Origin of the sequence: Chromobacterium sp. ATCC 53434 (assembly GCF_002848345.1) — a bacterium.
Classification (GTDB): Bacteria; Pseudomonadota; Gammaproteobacteria; order Burkholderiales; family Chromobacteriaceae; genus Chromobacterium.
Genome location: NZ_CP025429.1, coordinates 2,934,941 through 2,949,236, shown reverse-complemented (window position 1 = coordinate 2,949,236; position 14,296 = coordinate 2,934,941). Strand labels below are relative to the sequence as shown.

The following is a 14,296-nucleotide window of genomic DNA, read 5'->3' as shown; positions in this document are numbered from 1 at the left end:
GCTCCTTACTTGATCGTTTGCTGGCGCGACGGTTTGGCGACGCGGGCGGGCTTCTTGCGCAGCGCCTCGTCCGGGCTGAGTTCGATCTCGATGATTTCCGGTTCCGCCGGCTGGGCCTGCGGCTGATTGTCCGGCGGCAGCGCGTCCAGCCACTCCAGCAGCATTTCGCGCTTGGCGTCGGACAGGTCGCGCGATACCGGCATGTAGTTCGGATCGCTGGGCGGCAAGGAAAAGGCCAGTCGCAGCGCGCGGCGGTGCGCGCTGACCGAGGCGTAGTCGCCCAGATCGACCAGGTGGCGGCTCATGATCGGATACAGATTGCCGTACTGCTTCAGGATCGGCTGGATGTCGCGTTCCCAGGTCGGTTGCAGCGGAACGGCGACCCGGTTGAAGGCCAGCAGGCTGACGAAGTTCCAGTATTCGCAGTAGGGGCCGCCGGGCGCGGTGGCCATTCGGCCGGCGCGGGTGTCCGGTGGCGGCTGGAAGCCATAGCTCAGCGCGTACAGCTGGCCGTCGATATAGCCGCGCGGCGCGTCGCCCAGCGGCGGATGGGCGGCGACGGCCAGCGTTCCCTTGCCGTCGGCGTTGGTGTCCAGACAGGGCGGCAGGCCCAGGCTGGTTTCTGGGAAGCCGACCTCGGGCGTCGGCACCGGCGGCGTCAGCGCATTGTCGCCCATGCCGGTGCCGCCCATCGGATTGCTGTTGGGATTGCCGGGCGGCAGCTGCCAGGCGTAGAGCCGGGTCGACAGCGGCAGGCCGAAGTGGCTGGCGTAGAAGTCCACCGGCTGCGGCTTGTCCGGGTTCAGCCGGAACACATGGCCGTCGGCGCGGACGTAGCGGCCGTCGGCGGCCTCGTAGCTCAGCACCGGGTAGCTGCCGTCTATCTTCTGCGGTCCCAGCAGCAGCAGCGGCCGCTGTTCCAGATGGGTGGCGACGAAGTCCTTGTGCTCGCGCGTCTTCAGCTTGCGTTGCAGTTGTTCCGGGCTGTCGCCGGCGGCCGGCAGCTCGGCGTCGCCGACGGCGTAGTTAAAGCCCTGGATGCCGGCCGTGCTGGCGTACCAGCCGCGCTGCTGATAGTCGACGGTACCCAGTGCGGCGAACTGCTCGACATCGACGCTGGTCGGTATCAGATCGGTGCTGTCCTTCAGTAGGGCCAGCGTCAGCGTGCCGATATTGTGCAGTTCGCCGGTGGAGTCGACGATGGGCAGCGCCAGGCCGAAGTCGGCGTACAGCGTCTGCTGCTTCGGCCGGTTCAGGCACTGGAAGCCGTAGACGCCGCCGAGCGGCTGGGTGGGGAAGGGCGCGCCGTTGGGGCCTGTCGGCTGCAGCGGCGTCGTCAGGTGGCGGCCCATGACGAAGTGCTTGGGCTCGCGGACGTGGTAGGGAGCTATGCTGCCGCTGACCAGGCCCATCGTGAAGCGGTTGCTCTGGTTGTTGCGGGTGTAGCCGTACAGATTGAAATTGACGGCCAGCAGGCCCTCGGCGGTAGCCTGGCGCAAGGCGTCGAGCAGCGGCGAGTCTATGCCGCCGTGCCAGTCGACGTTGTGCAGTATCGACTGATAGTTGGCGGCCATCGGCTGCTCCGCAGTCTGCGCATTGATTTGTCGCTGCCACAGATTCATCAGCGCCACCGGCAGCAAGTCGCCGCAGAACAGCGCGCTATGGCCAGGGGCGGCCAGCCGCAGCTGCACGCCCCACAGCTGCGACACGTACTGCATCTGCGGATCGAGGTCGACGATCTTGCCCGGCGGGCGCCGGTCGGCGTTTTCCAGCCTCAGGCCTATGACCGGGTCTTGTTTCGGCGAGTCCAGTATCTGGTCGCCGAGTTGGCCGCCGGTGATCTTGCATTCGATGAAGCGGAAGATGCCGGTGCCTTCCGGATTCCAGTAGCCTTCGGCGCCCTCGGGGCCGTTGCCGGGGTAGCGCTGGCGTTGGTATTCGGGGCGGAAGGCGGCGTTGTCGTAATAGCGGACGTCGTTGTTGACGGTGGAGGGGTCGGCCTGGAAGACGCCGGTGAAGTTGATGCGGGGCGTGTCGAGATAGCTCATGCCTGTCTCTCCGGAGGGCGTGTGGCATTCATTGCGGGAGGGGCCTTAGCCAGCATAGGAAGGGCGATTAATGACAGGCAAATCTCTATGGCTGTCCTTTATATCAGGTGTAATAAGGGCCTGGCGCTTGTAAGCGCCGCCGCCCGGCCGGGCATGCCTACGGTATTTTTTTGCGAAAGGGCAGCCAGCGGAGGGCAAATCGTCCTAAGATTGCCAGTTTCGACTTCCGGATTTTGCCGGCCGCGGCCGGCGCCAGACGCCACGACGATGCACGCACTCGAATCCCTGAATCAAACGCTGTTCCTGCTGATCAATGCCACGCCCGAAACCTCCCCGTTCTCCATCAAGCTGGCCACCTTCATCGCCAAGGATGTGCTGATGCTGTTGCCGCTGCTGCTGGCCTCGCTATGGCTGTGGGGCCGGCCGGCCCTGCGCGATACCGTGCTGAAGTCGGCGCTGCTGACCGGCGTCGCCTTGCTGGGCAACTGGCTGATCGGTCTCGCCTGGCCGCATCCGCGCCCGTTCGCGATGCCGCTGGGCCATACCTTCCTGCTGCACGACGCGACGCCGTCCTTCCCCAGCAACCATGGCACCATCTTCGCGGTGATGGCGCTGTGCTGGTGTTTCAGCCCGGCGCGCGGCTGGGGCTGGCTGCTGGCGATCGCCGGCCTGGCCGTCGCCTGGTCCCGGGTGTTTCTCGGCGTGCATTTCCCGCTGGACATGCTGGGCGCCTTGCTGGTGTCCGTCTTCTGGTACGCTAGCCTGTCGCCGTTGTGGGCGCGGCAGGGGACGGCGTTGACCGCCGGCCTGGAATCGCTGTACCGCCGCCTGCTGGCCAAACCCATCGCCGCCGGGCTGATCAGGCACTGAGCTTTCGGGCTCCCGGCCGGCGTCTCGCCTTGCCGGGAGTCCTGATGCCGCCACCGTCCGCACCGCCGTCCTCTTCCCCCGGCCGCCCGGCGATGCCGCGCGGCGTCTGGGCGCTCGGCGTCGTCAGCCTGCTGATGGACGTCTCGTCCGAACTGGCCCACAGCCTGTTGCCGCTGTTTCTCGCCGGCACGCTGGGCGCGCCGGCGCTGGTGATCGGCCTGATCGAAGGCGTTGCCGAGGCCACCGCGCTGATCTGCAAGGTGTTTTCCGGCCCGCTCAGCGACTGGCTGGGCCGGCGCAAGCCGCTGCTGTTGCTGGGCTATGGCCTGGCCGCCGCGTCCAAGCCGCTGTTTCCGCTCGCGCATTCCGTCTCCACCGTCTTGCTGGCGCGCTTTGTCGATCGCGTCGGCAAGGGCGTGCGCGGCGCGCCGCGCGACGCCCTGATCGCCGACATTACGCCGGCCGAGATCCGCGGCGCCGCCTTCGGCCTGCGCCAGAGCATGGACACGGTCGGCGCGGTGCTCGGGCCGCTGCTGGCCATGGGACTGATGCTGGTCTACCGCGACGACATCCGCGGCGCGTTGTGGTGGTCGGTGCCGCCGGCGCTGCTGGCGGTGGCGGCGATCTGGCTGTGGGTGCGGGAGCCGGCCGCGCCGGCGCGGGAGGCGCCGCGCCCGTCCTTGTTCAACCGGGCCATTCTTTGCCGATTCTCCGCCGGCTTCTGGGCTGTGGCCGCGCTGGGCGGGCTGTTCACGCTGGCGCGCTTCAGCGAGGCCTTCCTGGTGCTGCGCGGCGCGCAGCTCGGGCCGTCGCCGGCCTGGGCGCCGCTGACGATGGCGGCGATGTCGGCCAGCTACGCGCTGAGCGCCTATCCGCTCGGCCGCCTGTCCGACCGCGTCAGCCGAGCGAGCCTGCTGCAGTGCTCGCTGCTCTTGTTGATCGCGGCCGATCTGGCGCTGGGCTGGGCGCGCGGCGCGCCGCTGTTGCTGGTCGGGGCGCTGTTGTGGGGCCTGCATCTGGGATGCAGCCAGGGCTTGCTTTCGGCCTGGGTGGCCGAGCGCGCGCCGCCGGGACTGAGCGGTTCGGCCTTCGGCCTGTTCAATTTGATCTGCGGCGCGGCCGCCTTGCTGGCCAGCGTGGCCGCCGGCGCCTTGTGGCAGCGCTGGGGGGCGGCCGCCACCTTCCATGGCGGCGCGCTGTTCGCGGCGGCGGCGCTGCTGTTGAGCGCGCGCCTGCGGTGGAAGAGTCGTTTGTGATCGATACTGTCCTTATCGCGACTCGGTTGCCTGTTTTTTAAGCGCGCGGCGGTCGGATGGTGGTAAAGTGTATAAAAGTTATTTGCTTATATTCATTTGTTATGTGTGGGCGGAGTGAGCATGTCTGAACGTGAAGTTAGCTTGTGGCCGGAGTTCGTCAAGGCTCTGAAACAGGAAGTGGTGCCGGCGCTGGGCTGTACCGAGCCGATCTCGCTGGCGTTGGCGGCGGCGCTGGCGACGCGCGAGCTGGGCAAGACGCCGGAGCGCATCGACGCGCTGGTGTCGGCCAACCTGATGAAGAACGGCATGGGCGTGACCGTGCCGGGCACCGGCACCGTCGGCCTGCCGATCGCGGCCGCCGTCGGCGCGCTGGGCGGCGACCCGGACGCCCGGCTGGAAGTGCTGAAGAATCTGACCGTCGAGCAGGTCGCCGCCGGCAAGCAGATGCTGGCCGACGGCAAGGTCAAGCTGGGCGTGGCCGCCGTGCCCAACATCCTGTACGCCGAGGCCTGTGTCTGGCATGGCGACGAGTGCGCGCGCGTCGCCATCGCCGATGCCCACACCAATGTGATCAGGATAGAGCGCAACGGCGAGGTGAAGCTGAAGCGCGAGGCCGCCGACGCCAAGCCGCTGGAAAGCTATGAGCTGGGCGACGCCACCGCGCGCGACGTCTACGAGTTCGCGATGCGCGCGCCGCTGGACAGCATCGCCTTCATCCACGAGGCGGCGGTGCTGAACAGCGCGCTGGCCGACGAGGGCATGAGCGGCAAGTACGGCCTGCACATCGGCGCGACGCTGCAGCGGCAGATCGAGGCCGGCCTGCTGTCCGAAGGCCTGCTGTCCAATATCCTGACCCGCACCACCGCGGCGTCCGACGCGCGGATGGGCGGCGCCACGCTGCCGGCGATGAGCAATTCCGGCTCCGGCAACCAGGGCATCGCCGCGACGATGCCGGTGGTGGCGGTGGCCGAGCACGTCAAGGCGGACCGGGAAACGCTGATCCGCGCGCTGGCGCTGTCGCACCTGATCGCCGTATACATCCATACCCGTTTGCCGAAGCTGTCGGCGCTGTGCGCCGTCACCACCGCGTCGATGGGCGCGGCGGCCGGCATGGCGCAGCTGTTGAACGGCGGCTACCCGGCGGTCAGCATGGCGATCTCCAGCATGATAGGCGACCTGGCCGGCATGATCTGCGACGGCGCGTCCAACAGCTGCGCGATGAAGGTGTCGACATCGGCCGGCTCCGGCTACAAGGCGGTGCTGATGGCGCTGGACGGCACCCGCGTCACCGGCAACGAGGGCATCGTCGCCCATGATGTCGACGTGTCCATCGCCAATCTGGGCAAGCTGGCCACCCAGGGCATGGCGCAGACCGACACCCAGATCCTGCAGATCATGATGGACAAGCGCTGAGCGCGGTCCGTCGACGATACGGAAAGCCCGGCCATGCCGGGCTTTTTTCTTGCCGGGCCGCGCGTTTCAGCGGGAAGCCAGATATTGCGCCGGCGGCGCGCCCAGCGCGCGCCGGAACATGGCGATGAAGTTGCTGGGCGACGCGTAGCCCAGCGCGTCGGACACCTGGGCGACGGCCAGGCCGGAGGCCAGCCGCTCCATCGCCCAGACCAGCTGCGCCTGCTGCCGCCAACGCGAGAAGCTCATGCCGGTGTCCGCCTGGATCAGCCGGCGCAGATTGCGGCCGGACAGCGCGCCCAGCGCGGCCCATTCGTCGGCCGAGCGGTCCGCCGCCGGGTCGGCCAGCATCGCGTCGGCGATGCGTCGCAGCCGCGGATCGGCCGGCATCGGCAGGTGCAGCGCCTCGCGCGGCGCCAGCCGGATTTCGTCGATGATGACGGCGACGACGCGCCGCTGCTCCGGCTGATGCGGCGCGTCGGGCCGCCATGAGGCCGCCCGTCGCACCAGCGCCTGCAGCAGCGGCGTGATGGCCAGCACGCAGGGCCGGGCAGGCAGCAGGCCGCAGCGGGTCGGCAGCAGAAAGACGCTCCAGCCGTCGAGCGCGCCGCTGACGCGCACCCGGTGCGGCGTCTCCGGCGGCAGGTAGCCGGCGCGATGCGGCGGCAACAGCCAGGCGCCGTGCGGCGTTTGGACGTGGATCAGCCCGTTGTTCACGCAGAACAGCTGGGCGCGCGCATGCCGGTGCCAGTCGTATTCGCGGGTGCCCAACCGGTACTCGCGGCCGGCCTCGTCGCCGCCGCCGAGCGCGATCAGATCCGGGCCTGCCAGCCATTCGCTGAAGTCGGTGGGTGCGGGTGTCGATTCCATGATGGCCATTATTCACTATTTTCCGTCCAAACAGCGTTATAGCGACGAGGCCGTGTCGCCCGACAATGGTTTGCGCGCGGTCAGCGGTGGCCGGCCGCGGCCTTCATTTGAAACGGAGAGTCATCATGAGTCGAGTGATCATCGTCGGCGCCGGCATCGGCGGCCTGTGTCTGGCGCAGGGGCTGGCGCGGGCCGGCATCGAATTCGAGGTGCTGGAGGCGGACGCCGGTCCGCTGATCCGAAACCAGGGCTATCGCCTGCGGATAGACGCGATGGGACAGCGGGCGCTGAGCCAGTGCCTGCCGCCGGCGCTGTTCGAGCGCTTCCGCGCCAGTTGCGCGCTCAGCGGACCGGCGCGCTTTGTCGATCCGGGGCTGAATCCGCTGCCGGAGCGGCGACCGGAAAACTGGCGGGAGAACGCCGGCGCGGGCCGGGCCGACGGCGATCTGAGCGCCGACCGGCAGGTATTGCGGGACATCCTGAGCCACGGCCTGGGGCCGCGCATCCGCTGGGGGCGGCGGGCGCAGCGCTTCGAGCGCGACGGCGATGGCATCGTCGTCCATTGCGCCGATGGCGCTGAACATCGGGCGGATCTGCTCGTGGCTGCCGACGGCCTGCATTCGCCGTTGCGCCGGCAATGGCTGCCGCGGGCGGAGCCGGAAGCGATAGGCGCGCTGAATCTTTACGGCAAGGCGGCGCTGGCGGGCGTCGATCCGGCCCTATTGAACGGACCGACCGTGGTGTTCGCCGACGGCTTCACGCTGGTGGTCGAGCCTATGCGCTTTGCCGCGGCGACGACAGTGCAGGGGGGCGGACCCGCCCCGGGCGGCCGCCTGAGCCCGGTCGACGATTATGTCTACTGGGCCTTGTTCGGCCGGGAGGCCTGCCTGGGCGGCCCGCTGTCCGGCGACGAGCCGGCCGATGGCTTGCGCCGGAGAGTGGCCGACGCGTCGCGCGGCCTGCATGCCAGCCTGGCGGCCTTGCTGGCGGGAACCGACGTGGACGCGATCAAGGGACGTTCGGTCAGGATGGCCGGCGGCGTGCCGGCGTGGCCGTCCGGGCGGCTGACGCTGCTGGGGGACGCGATTCACGCGATGAGTCCGGCCGGCGGCGTCGGCGCCAACACCGCGCTGGCCGACGCGGCGATGCTGGCGGTCTGCCTGGCCGACGGCGACATCGACCGGGCGGTGGCCCGCTACGAGGCCGATATGCGCGTCCGGGCCGAGCGGGCGCTGGCGCAGACGCGGGCCGGCGCCGAACGCCTGCTGCGGCGGCAGCCGGACGCTATTCCTGCGTCGCCGGGCTCAGCGCCTGGCGCACGCGGGTCTCGTCCAGCGCCGGCGCGCACAACTCGATGAAGCGGTAGGCGTAGCTGCGCAGGTAGTGGCCGCGGCGTATCGCGATGCGGCTGGTCTGCTGGCCGAACAGCGGCGGTCCGGCCACCACCTTGAGGCCGGCGTCGCGCTGCGGGTCCACCGCCATCGAGGCGACGATGCCGACGCCCAGCTCCAGCTCGACATAGGTCTTGATCACGTCGGCGTCCAGCGCCGCCATCACGATGTCGGGCGCCAGGCCGGCCTCGGCGAAGGTGTTGTCTATCCTGGCCCGGCCGGTGAAGCCGCGGTGGTAGGTGACGATGGGATGCTCGGCCAGCGTCTCCAGCGACAGCGGCTGATCGTGCAGCGGGTGTTCGGGCGGCGCGATCACGCAGTGGTGCCAGCTGTAGTAAGGGAAGGACACCAGTTCCGGCACCTCGGCCACCGCCTCGGTGGCGATGCCGATGTCGGCCTCGCCGGCCAGCAGCAGCCGCGCCAGCTCGTCGGGGCTGGCCTGGTGCAGCACCAGGTGCACGCGCGGAAAGGCGCGCTTGAACGCCGTCACCACCGGCGGCAGCGCGTAGCGCGCCTGGGTGTGGGTGGTGGCGATGGTCAGCTGGCCCTCGTCGCGCAGGCTGAACTGCTCGGCCAGCCGTTTGATGTTGCCGGCGTCCAGCAGCATCCGTTCGACGATGGTCAGCAACTCCTTGCCCGGATCGGTCAGGCCGAGGAAGCGCTTGCCCTTGCGGACGAAGAGCTCGACGCCCAGCTCGTCCTCCAGGTCCTTGATATGCTTGCTGACGCCCGATTGCGAGGTGAACAGCGCATTGGCCACCTCGGTCAGGTTGAAGCCCTGGCGGACGGTTTCGCGGATGATGCGCAGTTGCTGGAAGTTCATGCGCCGCCTCCCTGGGCATCCGCCGCGAACACGCGCGCGGCGCGCGCTTGCAGCCGCACCGGCTGACCGGCCGCCAGCCCCGCCAGCAGCGGGTCGCCGGCCGGCAACTCGGCGTCGAACAGCTGGCCGGCCAGCTCGTCCATGCCCTCCAGCTCGATGCGGGACAGGCCGCCCAGCGTCAGCACCCGTTGCACCCGCGCCGGCAGGCCGTCGCCGTGGGCGGGCACGATGGCCAGCTCGTGCGGGCGGACGAAGGCCTCGACCGGCTGGCCGGCAGGCAGCGGGTGATCGGCCGCCAGCGTCTGGCCGCCGACGGCGACGGCGCCGGCCGCGCTGAGGCCGCGGATGCGGTTGGCGCTGCCGAGGAAGCCGTAGACGAAGGCGCTGGCCGGCGAGCGGTAGACCTCGTCCGGCGCGCCGATCTGTTCGACGCGGCCGTGGTTCATCAGCACCACCCGGTCGGCCACTTCCAGCGCTTCCTCCTGGTCGTGGGTGACGAAGATGGAGGTGATGTGCAGTTCGTCGTGCAGCTTGCGCAGCCAGCGGCGCAATTCCTTGCGCACCTTGGCGTCCAGCGCGCCGAACGGCTCGTCCAGCAGCAGCACGCGCGGCTCCACCGCCAGCGCGCGGGCCAGCGCGATGCGCTGGCGCTGGCCACCGGACAGCTGGGCCGGGAAGCGGTCGGCCAGCCAGTCCAACTGCACCAGGTCCAGCAATTCGTGAACCTTGCGGGCGATCTCGGCCTCCGACGGCCGCTGGCGGCGCGGCTTCATTCTGAGGCCGAAGGCGACGTTGTCGAACACGCTCATGTGGCGGAACAGGGCGTAGTGCTGGAAGACGAAGCCCACCTGACGCTCGCGCACATCGGTGGCGGAGGCGTCGGCGCCGTCCAGCAGCACGCGGCCGGCGTCGGCCTGCTCCAGGCCGGCGATGATGCGCAGCAGCGTGGTCTTGCCGCAGCCGGACGGGCCCAGCAGCGCCACCAGCTCGCCGCCGGGGAAGTTGAGGCTGACGTCGTCCAGCGCGACGAAGCCGCCGAAGGCCTTGCGGATGTTTGCTACTTGTATGCTCATGATCGGTTTTCCTTGATGCCGCGCCATTCCACCCAGCTCTTCAGCGCCAGCGTCAGCAGCGCCAGCATCGCCAGCAGCGAGGCCACGGCGAAGGCCGCCGCGAAATTGTACTCGTTGTAGAGGATTTCCACGTGCAAAGGCAGGGTATTGGTCTCGCCGCGGATGTGGCCGGACACCACCGACACCGCGCCGAATTCGCCCATCGCCCGCGCGTTGCTGAGGATCACGCCGTAGAGCAGCGCCCAGCGCACATTGGGCAGCGTCACATGCCACAGCACCTGCCAGCCGCGCGCGCCCAGCACCACCGCCGCTTCCTCCTCCTCGCGCCCCTGCGCCTCCAGCAGCGGAATCAGCTCGCGGGCGACGAAGGGCACGGTGACGAACAAAGTGGCCAGCACGATGCCGGGCACCGAGAAGATCACTCTCAGGCCGTGTTCGGCCAGCCAGGGGCCGAACCAGCCGTGGCTGCCGAAGACCAGCACGAAGATCAGGCCGGCGACGACCGGCGATACCGAGAACGGCAGGTCTATCAGCGTGACCAGCAGGCCCTTGCCGCGGAAATCGAAACGGGTGACTGCCCAGGCGGCGGCGACGCCGAAGGCCAGATTCAGCGGCACCGACACCGCGGCGGCCAGCAGCGTCAGCTTCACCGCCGCCAGCGCGTCCGGTTCGGCCAGCGCCGTCAGATAGGTGTCCCAGCCCTTGGCCAAGGCCTCGACGAACACGACGGTTAGCGGCAGCAGCAGGAAGACGGCGAAGAAACCCAGCGCCAGCGCCAGTATCGTCCATTTGACGGCGCGCGATTCGCGGGTGGCGGCGCGGACCTCCAGCAACGCGGCCTTGTCGCCGGAGACGGGCAGGCGGACGGCGGCGGCGCTCATCGGGCGCTCCCGGCGCGGCCGTGGCGGCGCGCGCTCCAGAATTGCAGGCCGTTGATCGCCAACAGCAGTAGGAAGGACGCGCCCAGCATCACCGAGGCGATGGCGGTGGCGCCGGCGTAGTCGAACTGTTCCAGCTTGCTGATGATCATCAGCGGCGTGATTTCCGACACCATCGGCACATTGCCGGCGATGAAGATCACCGAGCCGTATTCGCCGACGGCGCGGGCGAAGGCCAGCGCGAAGCCGGTCAGCAGCGCCGGCTGCAGCGCCGGCAGGATCACGTGGCGGAAGGTCTGCCAGCGACGGGCGCCGAGACTGGCGGCGGCTTCCTCCAGCTCGGTCTCCAGGTCCTGCAGCACCGGCTGCACGGTGCGCACGACGAAGGGCAGGCCGATGAAGATCAGCGCCACCAGCACGCCCAGCGGGCCGAAGGCCACCTTGAGGCCCAAGGGCTCCAGGTACTGTCCCAGCCAGCCGTTGCCGGCGTACAGCGCCGTCAGCGCGATGCCGGCCACCGCCGTCGGCAGCGCGAACGGCAGGTCCACCAGCGCGTCGACCAGCCGCTTGCCGGGGAAGCGGTAGCGCGCCAGCGACCAGGCCAGCAGCAGGCCGAAGACGGTGTTGACGGCGGCGGCGGCCAGCGCCATGCCGAAGCTGAGCCGGTAGGACGCCAGCACCCGCGGCGAGGCGGCGGCCTGCCAGAAGCTTTCCAGCGGCTGGCCGGCGGCGCGCAGCGCCACCGAGGCCAGCGGAATCAGCACCAACAGCGACAGATAGCTGATGGTGAAGCCCAGCGACAGGCCGAAGCCGGGCAGGACGCGGGGAGGGCGGGGTGGCGGGGCGAGTGTCGCTGACATCGTGGATTCCAATTCATATAACCGAATAAACGATATCTGTGCGATTGTTATTCTGAAAATAAGTATTTCTTCAATGCTTATTCGATATTATGCAAAGCGGGCGGTGGGCGAAATAAACCCGCCCGGCAGAGGGGGCGGGCGGTTGGAGAGTGTTAGACGTCCAGATGTTTGTTCACGATCTGGCTGGTTTTGAATCCGCTGCGCGGATGATGATTTTGATTGCCGGGGCTGCCCGGCGGGCAGGGAGGGGATATTTGCTTGGCCAAATATCCCCTCCACCCCTAAAGGCCACCCTCAAGCCTGGCCTTCGGCTTCCCGCCGGGCCCCGTCAGGCCCGAGGCGCGGCTGAACTCGCCCCGCGCTAACGTCGCGGGGCTCGAACAAGCAGCCGCTTAAAACCTCGGGCCTGCCACCCGTCGGCAGGCTGGAAGGGCCTCGGGCGCATCGAATACGTGGCTGCTTATCGTAAGCCCAGAAGTTACCGTCATATCTCAGCGCGCCACGATCTGGTCGAACACGCCGCCGTCGGCGAAATGAGTCTTCTGCGCCTTCTGCCAGCCGCCGAAGGTCTGGTCGATGGTGAACAGCTTCACCTTGCTGAACTGGCCGGCGTACTTGGCCGCCACTTGCGGATCGCGCGGCCGGTAGTAGTGCTTGGCGGCCAGCGCCTGGCCCTCGGGACTGTACAGGTACTTCAGGTAGGCCTCGGCGACCTTGCGGGTGCCGCGCTTGTCGGCGACTTTGTCGACGACGCTGACCGGCGGCTCGGCCAGGATGGAGATCGATGGCGTGACGATGTCGAACTTGTCCGGTCCCAGCTCCTTGGTGGCGAGGAAGGCCTCGTTTTCCCACGACAGCAGCACGTCGCCTATGCCGCGCTGGGTGAAGGTGATCAAGGAACCGCGCGCGCCGGAGTCCAGCACCTTGACGTTGCCGTACAGCTTCTTGACGAAATCCTTGGCCTTGGCGTCGTTGCCGCCGGGCTGCTTCAAGGCGTAGCCCCAGGCTGCCAGATAGTTCCAGCGCGCGCCGCCGCCGGTCTTGGGATTCGGCGTCACCACCTCGACGCCGGACTTGACCAGATCGTTCCAGTCCTTGATGTGCTTGGGATTGCCCTTGCGCACCAGGAAGACGATGGTGGACGAGTACGGTGAGGCGTTGTTCGGCAGCCGTTGCTGCCAGTTCGGCGCGATCGATTTGGCCTGGCTGGAGATTTCGTCGATATCGTAGGCCAGCGCCAGCGTCACCACGTCGGCGTCCAGGCCGTCTATCACCGAGCGCGCCTGCTTGCCGGAGCCGCCGTGCGACTGCCGGACGGTGACGGCCTCGCCGGTCTTGGCCTTCCAGTACTTGGCGAAGGCGGCGTTGTAGTCCTGGTAGAGTTCGCGCGTCGGGTCGTAGGACACGTTCAGCAGCGTGACGTCGGCGAAGGCCGAGGCGCTGCCGGCGAACAGCAGGGCGATGGCGAGGCGGTGCAGCGGGCGCATGGTGCTTCCTGTCTTTTCGGATGATTTCAGCACTGTAGGCGGCCCGGCCTCGGCGCCGGAAGCAAGAAAATCTGCAATAGAAATGCAAAATCGTGCAAAAGACGGCATTGCCGAAAAACAGCTAGCCTTATCGGGAAATAATATATTCCAGTGTCACGTCCGGGACTATATTGGCGCCAATTCCACTTTTCCGGTCCCGGTCATGAAACGATTCAAGCCCGCCAAGGCGCTGCCCGCCGGTTTCACCCCCGCGATGCTGGCCGCCTGCCAGCAGTTTCTGCAGCGGGAGGGCGTGGCCGCGCGGCTGCAATGGAACGAGCAGGAGGTGTTCGCCAGCTTCGACGGCTGGTGGCTGAGCAGCGGCTTCATCGCCCAGGCCCGCGTGCGCGACGGCCAGTGCCAGCTATTGCAATACGCGGCGCGGCTGCGCATTTTCGGCCAGTTCGGCCAGACGCTGCCGGCCAACTGGCTGTTCGCGATGAATTACGGCGAGGCCAAGGCGGTGGCGCTGCTGAAGCTGATCCGCGTGCTGCACGTGCTGAACCATCTGGGCCGCAACGGCCGCCACCTGCCGTTGCGGATAGACGTCGATCCGCGCATCTGCCACGCCTACAGCGACCGCATCGTCGATTTCACCGCCCGCCTGCTGGACGTGCTGGAATTTCCGGCCGCCCAGGCGCCGATGCTGCTGTTGCTGGATTCGCGCACCGGCGAGCTCGGCCTGTCGCTGCTGCGACGCTATCGTCAGAACGGGCATGGCGTGGGGCTGGGCGATTTCGGCGCCGGCCATCAGGATCTGCTGCGGCTGTGGCGGCTGGAGCCGGACGGGCTGGCGCTGGCGCCCAGCTTCATGGGCCGCGCCATCATGTACCCGACGGTGCGCGAGCAACTGCTGGCGCTGGTGCCGCAATTGGTGGAGCAGGGCTTCGCGCTGGCGGTCGAGGACATCGTCTGCGACAACATGCTGGAGCTGGCGCTGCGAATGGGGGCCGAGCACTGTTCCGGGCCGCTGTTGTCGGAGCGACTGAAGCGGCAGCGGGCGGCGCGCGAGCTGGATTTGTCCAAAATCGCCTGTTAGGATATTTGCATTTTTGACCATGCGGTCGAATGCATGTCCGGAAGAGGCGAAATGAAACAGCTGGCATTGGCAATGGTGTGCGCGTGGGGCTTGTCCGCCTGCGTGATCGGCAATACCGACGGTTACCGCGACGCGGCGCAATTGCAGAGAATGACCGAGCAGGCGGTGAAGACCTGCGGCCAGGGCAAGGTCAAGTCGGTCAGCTACGGCAGCTTTACCTGCGCGACCGCCGACGCGACGGCGGCGAAGTAG

13 protein-coding genes are annotated in these 14,296 nt (G+C 68.3%); 6 read left to right on the top strand and 7 right to left on the bottom strand.

Annotated features, from left to right (window positions below; translation table 11 throughout):
• Positions 1 to 5 precede the first annotated feature (5 nt).
• On the bottom strand, positions 6 to 2,048 hold the full coding sequence (locus tag CXB49_RS13235) for a hypothetical protein (protein ID WP_101708840.1): 2,043 nt from the start codon (positions 2,046 to 2,048) through the stop codon (positions 6 to 8).
• Between the two features lie 267 nt (positions 2,049 to 2,315).
• Here CXB49_RS13235 and CXB49_RS13230 point away from each other — a divergent pair, with 267 nt between their 5' ends.
• The 3 genes from CXB49_RS13230 (at position 2,316) to CXB49_RS13220 (ending at position 5,587) form a co-directional block, all read left to right on the top strand.
• Positions 2,316 to 2,918, top strand: coding sequence for a phosphatase PAP2 family protein (locus CXB49_RS13230; RefSeq protein ID WP_101708839.1), 603 nt, complete (start codon positions 2,316 to 2,318; stop codon positions 2,916 to 2,918).
• A 44-nt stretch (positions 2,919 to 2,962) separates the two neighbouring features.
• Complete coding sequence (locus CXB49_RS13225) at positions 2,963 to 4,174, top strand: MFS transporter (RefSeq protein ID WP_101708838.1); 1,212 nt, start codon at positions 2,963 to 2,965, stop codon at positions 4,172 to 4,174.
• 120 nt (positions 4,175 to 4,294) lie between these two features.
• Positions 4,295 to 5,587, top strand: coding sequence for a serine dehydratase subunit alpha family protein (locus CXB49_RS13220; RefSeq protein WP_101708837.1), 1,293 nt, complete (start codon positions 4,295 to 4,297; stop codon positions 5,585 to 5,587).
• Positions 5,588 to 5,653: 66 nt separating this feature from the next.
• Here CXB49_RS13220 and CXB49_RS13215 read toward each other — a convergent pair whose 3' ends face one another.
• Positions 5,654 to 6,454 (bottom strand): helix-turn-helix domain-containing protein, encoded by an 801-nt coding sequence (locus CXB49_RS13215; RefSeq protein ID WP_233492803.1) that lies wholly within the window; start codon positions 6,452 to 6,454, stop codon positions 5,654 to 5,656.
• 125 nt (positions 6,455 to 6,579) lie between these two features.
• On the opposite strand from CXB49_RS13215, the gene CXB49_RS13210 reads away from it, so the two are divergent.
• A complete protein-coding gene (locus CXB49_RS13210; protein ID WP_158300844.1) occupies positions 6,580 to 7,812 on the top strand; it encodes an NAD(P)/FAD-dependent oxidoreductase in 1,233 nt (410 codons plus the stop codon).
• Here CXB49_RS13210 and CXB49_RS13205 read toward each other — a convergent pair.
• From CXB49_RS13205 to CXB49_RS13185, 5 genes are all read right to left on the bottom strand, one after another.
• Complete coding sequence (locus CXB49_RS13205) at positions 7,739 to 8,668, bottom strand: CysB family HTH-type transcriptional regulator (protein WP_101708834.1); 930 nt, start codon at positions 8,666 to 8,668, stop codon at positions 7,739 to 7,741. The two genes, CXB49_RS13210 and CXB49_RS13205, sit on opposite strands and share 74 nt — an antisense overlap.
• Entirely contained in the window at positions 8,665 to 9,741 is a 1,077-nt protein-coding gene (locus CXB49_RS13200) for a sulfate/molybdate ABC transporter ATP-binding protein (RefSeq protein ID WP_101708833.1), read from the bottom strand. Before CXB49_RS13200 ends, CXB49_RS13205 begins: the two co-directional genes overlap by 4 nt.
• Positions 9,738 to 10,622: a sulfate ABC transporter permease subunit CysW gene (gene cysW, locus CXB49_RS13195; protein ID WP_101708832.1), complete on the bottom strand. Its 885-nt coding sequence runs from the start codon at positions 10,620 to 10,622 to the stop codon at positions 9,738 to 9,740. The genes CXB49_RS13200 and cysW overlap by 4 nt, the downstream gene beginning before the upstream one ends.
• Complete coding sequence (gene cysT, locus CXB49_RS13190; protein WP_101708831.1) at positions 10,619 to 11,479, bottom strand: sulfate ABC transporter permease subunit CysT; 861 nt, start codon at positions 11,477 to 11,479, stop codon at positions 10,619 to 10,621. The genes cysW and cysT overlap by 4 nt, the downstream gene beginning before the upstream one ends.
• Positions 11,480 to 11,970: 491 nt before the next feature.
• Positions 11,971 to 12,966: a sulfate ABC transporter substrate-binding protein gene (locus CXB49_RS13185; RefSeq protein WP_101708830.1), complete on the bottom strand. Its 996-nt coding sequence runs from the start codon at positions 12,964 to 12,966 to the stop codon at positions 11,971 to 11,973.
• A gap of 202 nt (positions 12,967 to 13,168) precedes the next feature.
• Here CXB49_RS13185 and CXB49_RS13180 point away from each other — a divergent pair, with 202 nt between their 5' ends.
• Positions 13,169 to 14,044: an EAL domain-containing protein gene (locus CXB49_RS13180; RefSeq protein ID WP_158300843.1), complete on the top strand. Its 876-nt coding sequence runs from the start codon at positions 13,169 to 13,171 to the stop codon at positions 14,042 to 14,044.
• A 51-nt stretch (positions 14,045 to 14,095) separates the two neighbouring features.
• A complete protein-coding gene (locus CXB49_RS13175; protein WP_158300842.1) occupies positions 14,096 to 14,296 on the top strand; it encodes a hypothetical protein in 201 nt (66 codons plus the stop codon).

What these genes read in the sequence shown, in the direction of transcription:
- CXB49_RS13235 (WP_101708840.1), bottom strand. Translation starts at nt 2,048, where the DNA reads ATGAGCTATCTCGACACGCCCCGCATCAACTTCACCGGCGTCTTCCAG.
- CXB49_RS13230 (WP_101708839.1), top strand. Translation starts at nt 2,316, where the DNA reads ATGCACGCACTCGAATCCCTGAATCAAACGCTGTTCCTGCTGATCAAT.
- CXB49_RS13225 (WP_101708838.1), top strand. Translation starts at nt 2,963, where the DNA reads ATGCCGCCACCGTCCGCACCGCCGTCCTCTTCCCCCGGCCGCCCGGCG.
- CXB49_RS13220 (WP_101708837.1), top strand. Translation starts at nt 4,295, where the DNA reads ATGTCTGAACGTGAAGTTAGCTTGTGGCCGGAGTTCGTCAAGGCTCTG.
- CXB49_RS13215 (WP_233492803.1), bottom strand. Translation starts at nt 6,454, where the DNA reads ATGGAATCGACACCCGCACCCACCGACTTCAGCGAATGGCTGGCAGGC.
- CXB49_RS13210 (WP_158300844.1), top strand. Translation starts at nt 6,580, where the DNA reads ATGAGTCGAGTGATCATCGTCGGCGCCGGCATCGGCGGCCTGTGTCTG.
- CXB49_RS13205 (WP_101708834.1), bottom strand. Translation starts at nt 8,668, where the DNA reads ATGAACTTCCAGCAACTGCGCATCATCCGCGAAACCGTCCGCCAGGGC.
- CXB49_RS13200 (WP_101708833.1), bottom strand. Translation starts at nt 9,741, where the DNA reads ATGAGCATACAAGTAGCAAACATCCGCAAGGCCTTCGGCGGCTTCGTC.
- cysW (WP_101708832.1), bottom strand. Translation starts at nt 10,622, where the DNA reads ATGAGCGCCGCCGCCGTCCGCCTGCCCGTCTCCGGCGACAAGGCCGCG.
- cysT (WP_101708831.1), bottom strand. Translation starts at nt 11,479, where the DNA reads ATGTCAGCGACACTCGCCCCGCCACCCCGCCCTCCCCGCGTCCTGCCC.
- CXB49_RS13185 (WP_101708830.1), bottom strand. Translation starts at nt 12,966, where the DNA reads ATGCGCCCGCTGCACCGCCTCGCCATCGCCCTGCTGTTCGCCGGCAGC.
- CXB49_RS13180 (WP_158300843.1), top strand. Translation starts at nt 13,169, where the DNA reads ATGAAACGATTCAAGCCCGCCAAGGCGCTGCCCGCCGGTTTCACCCCC.
- CXB49_RS13175 (WP_158300842.1), top strand. Translation starts at nt 14,096, where the DNA reads ATGAAACAGCTGGCATTGGCAATGGTGTGCGCGTGGGGCTTGTCCGCC.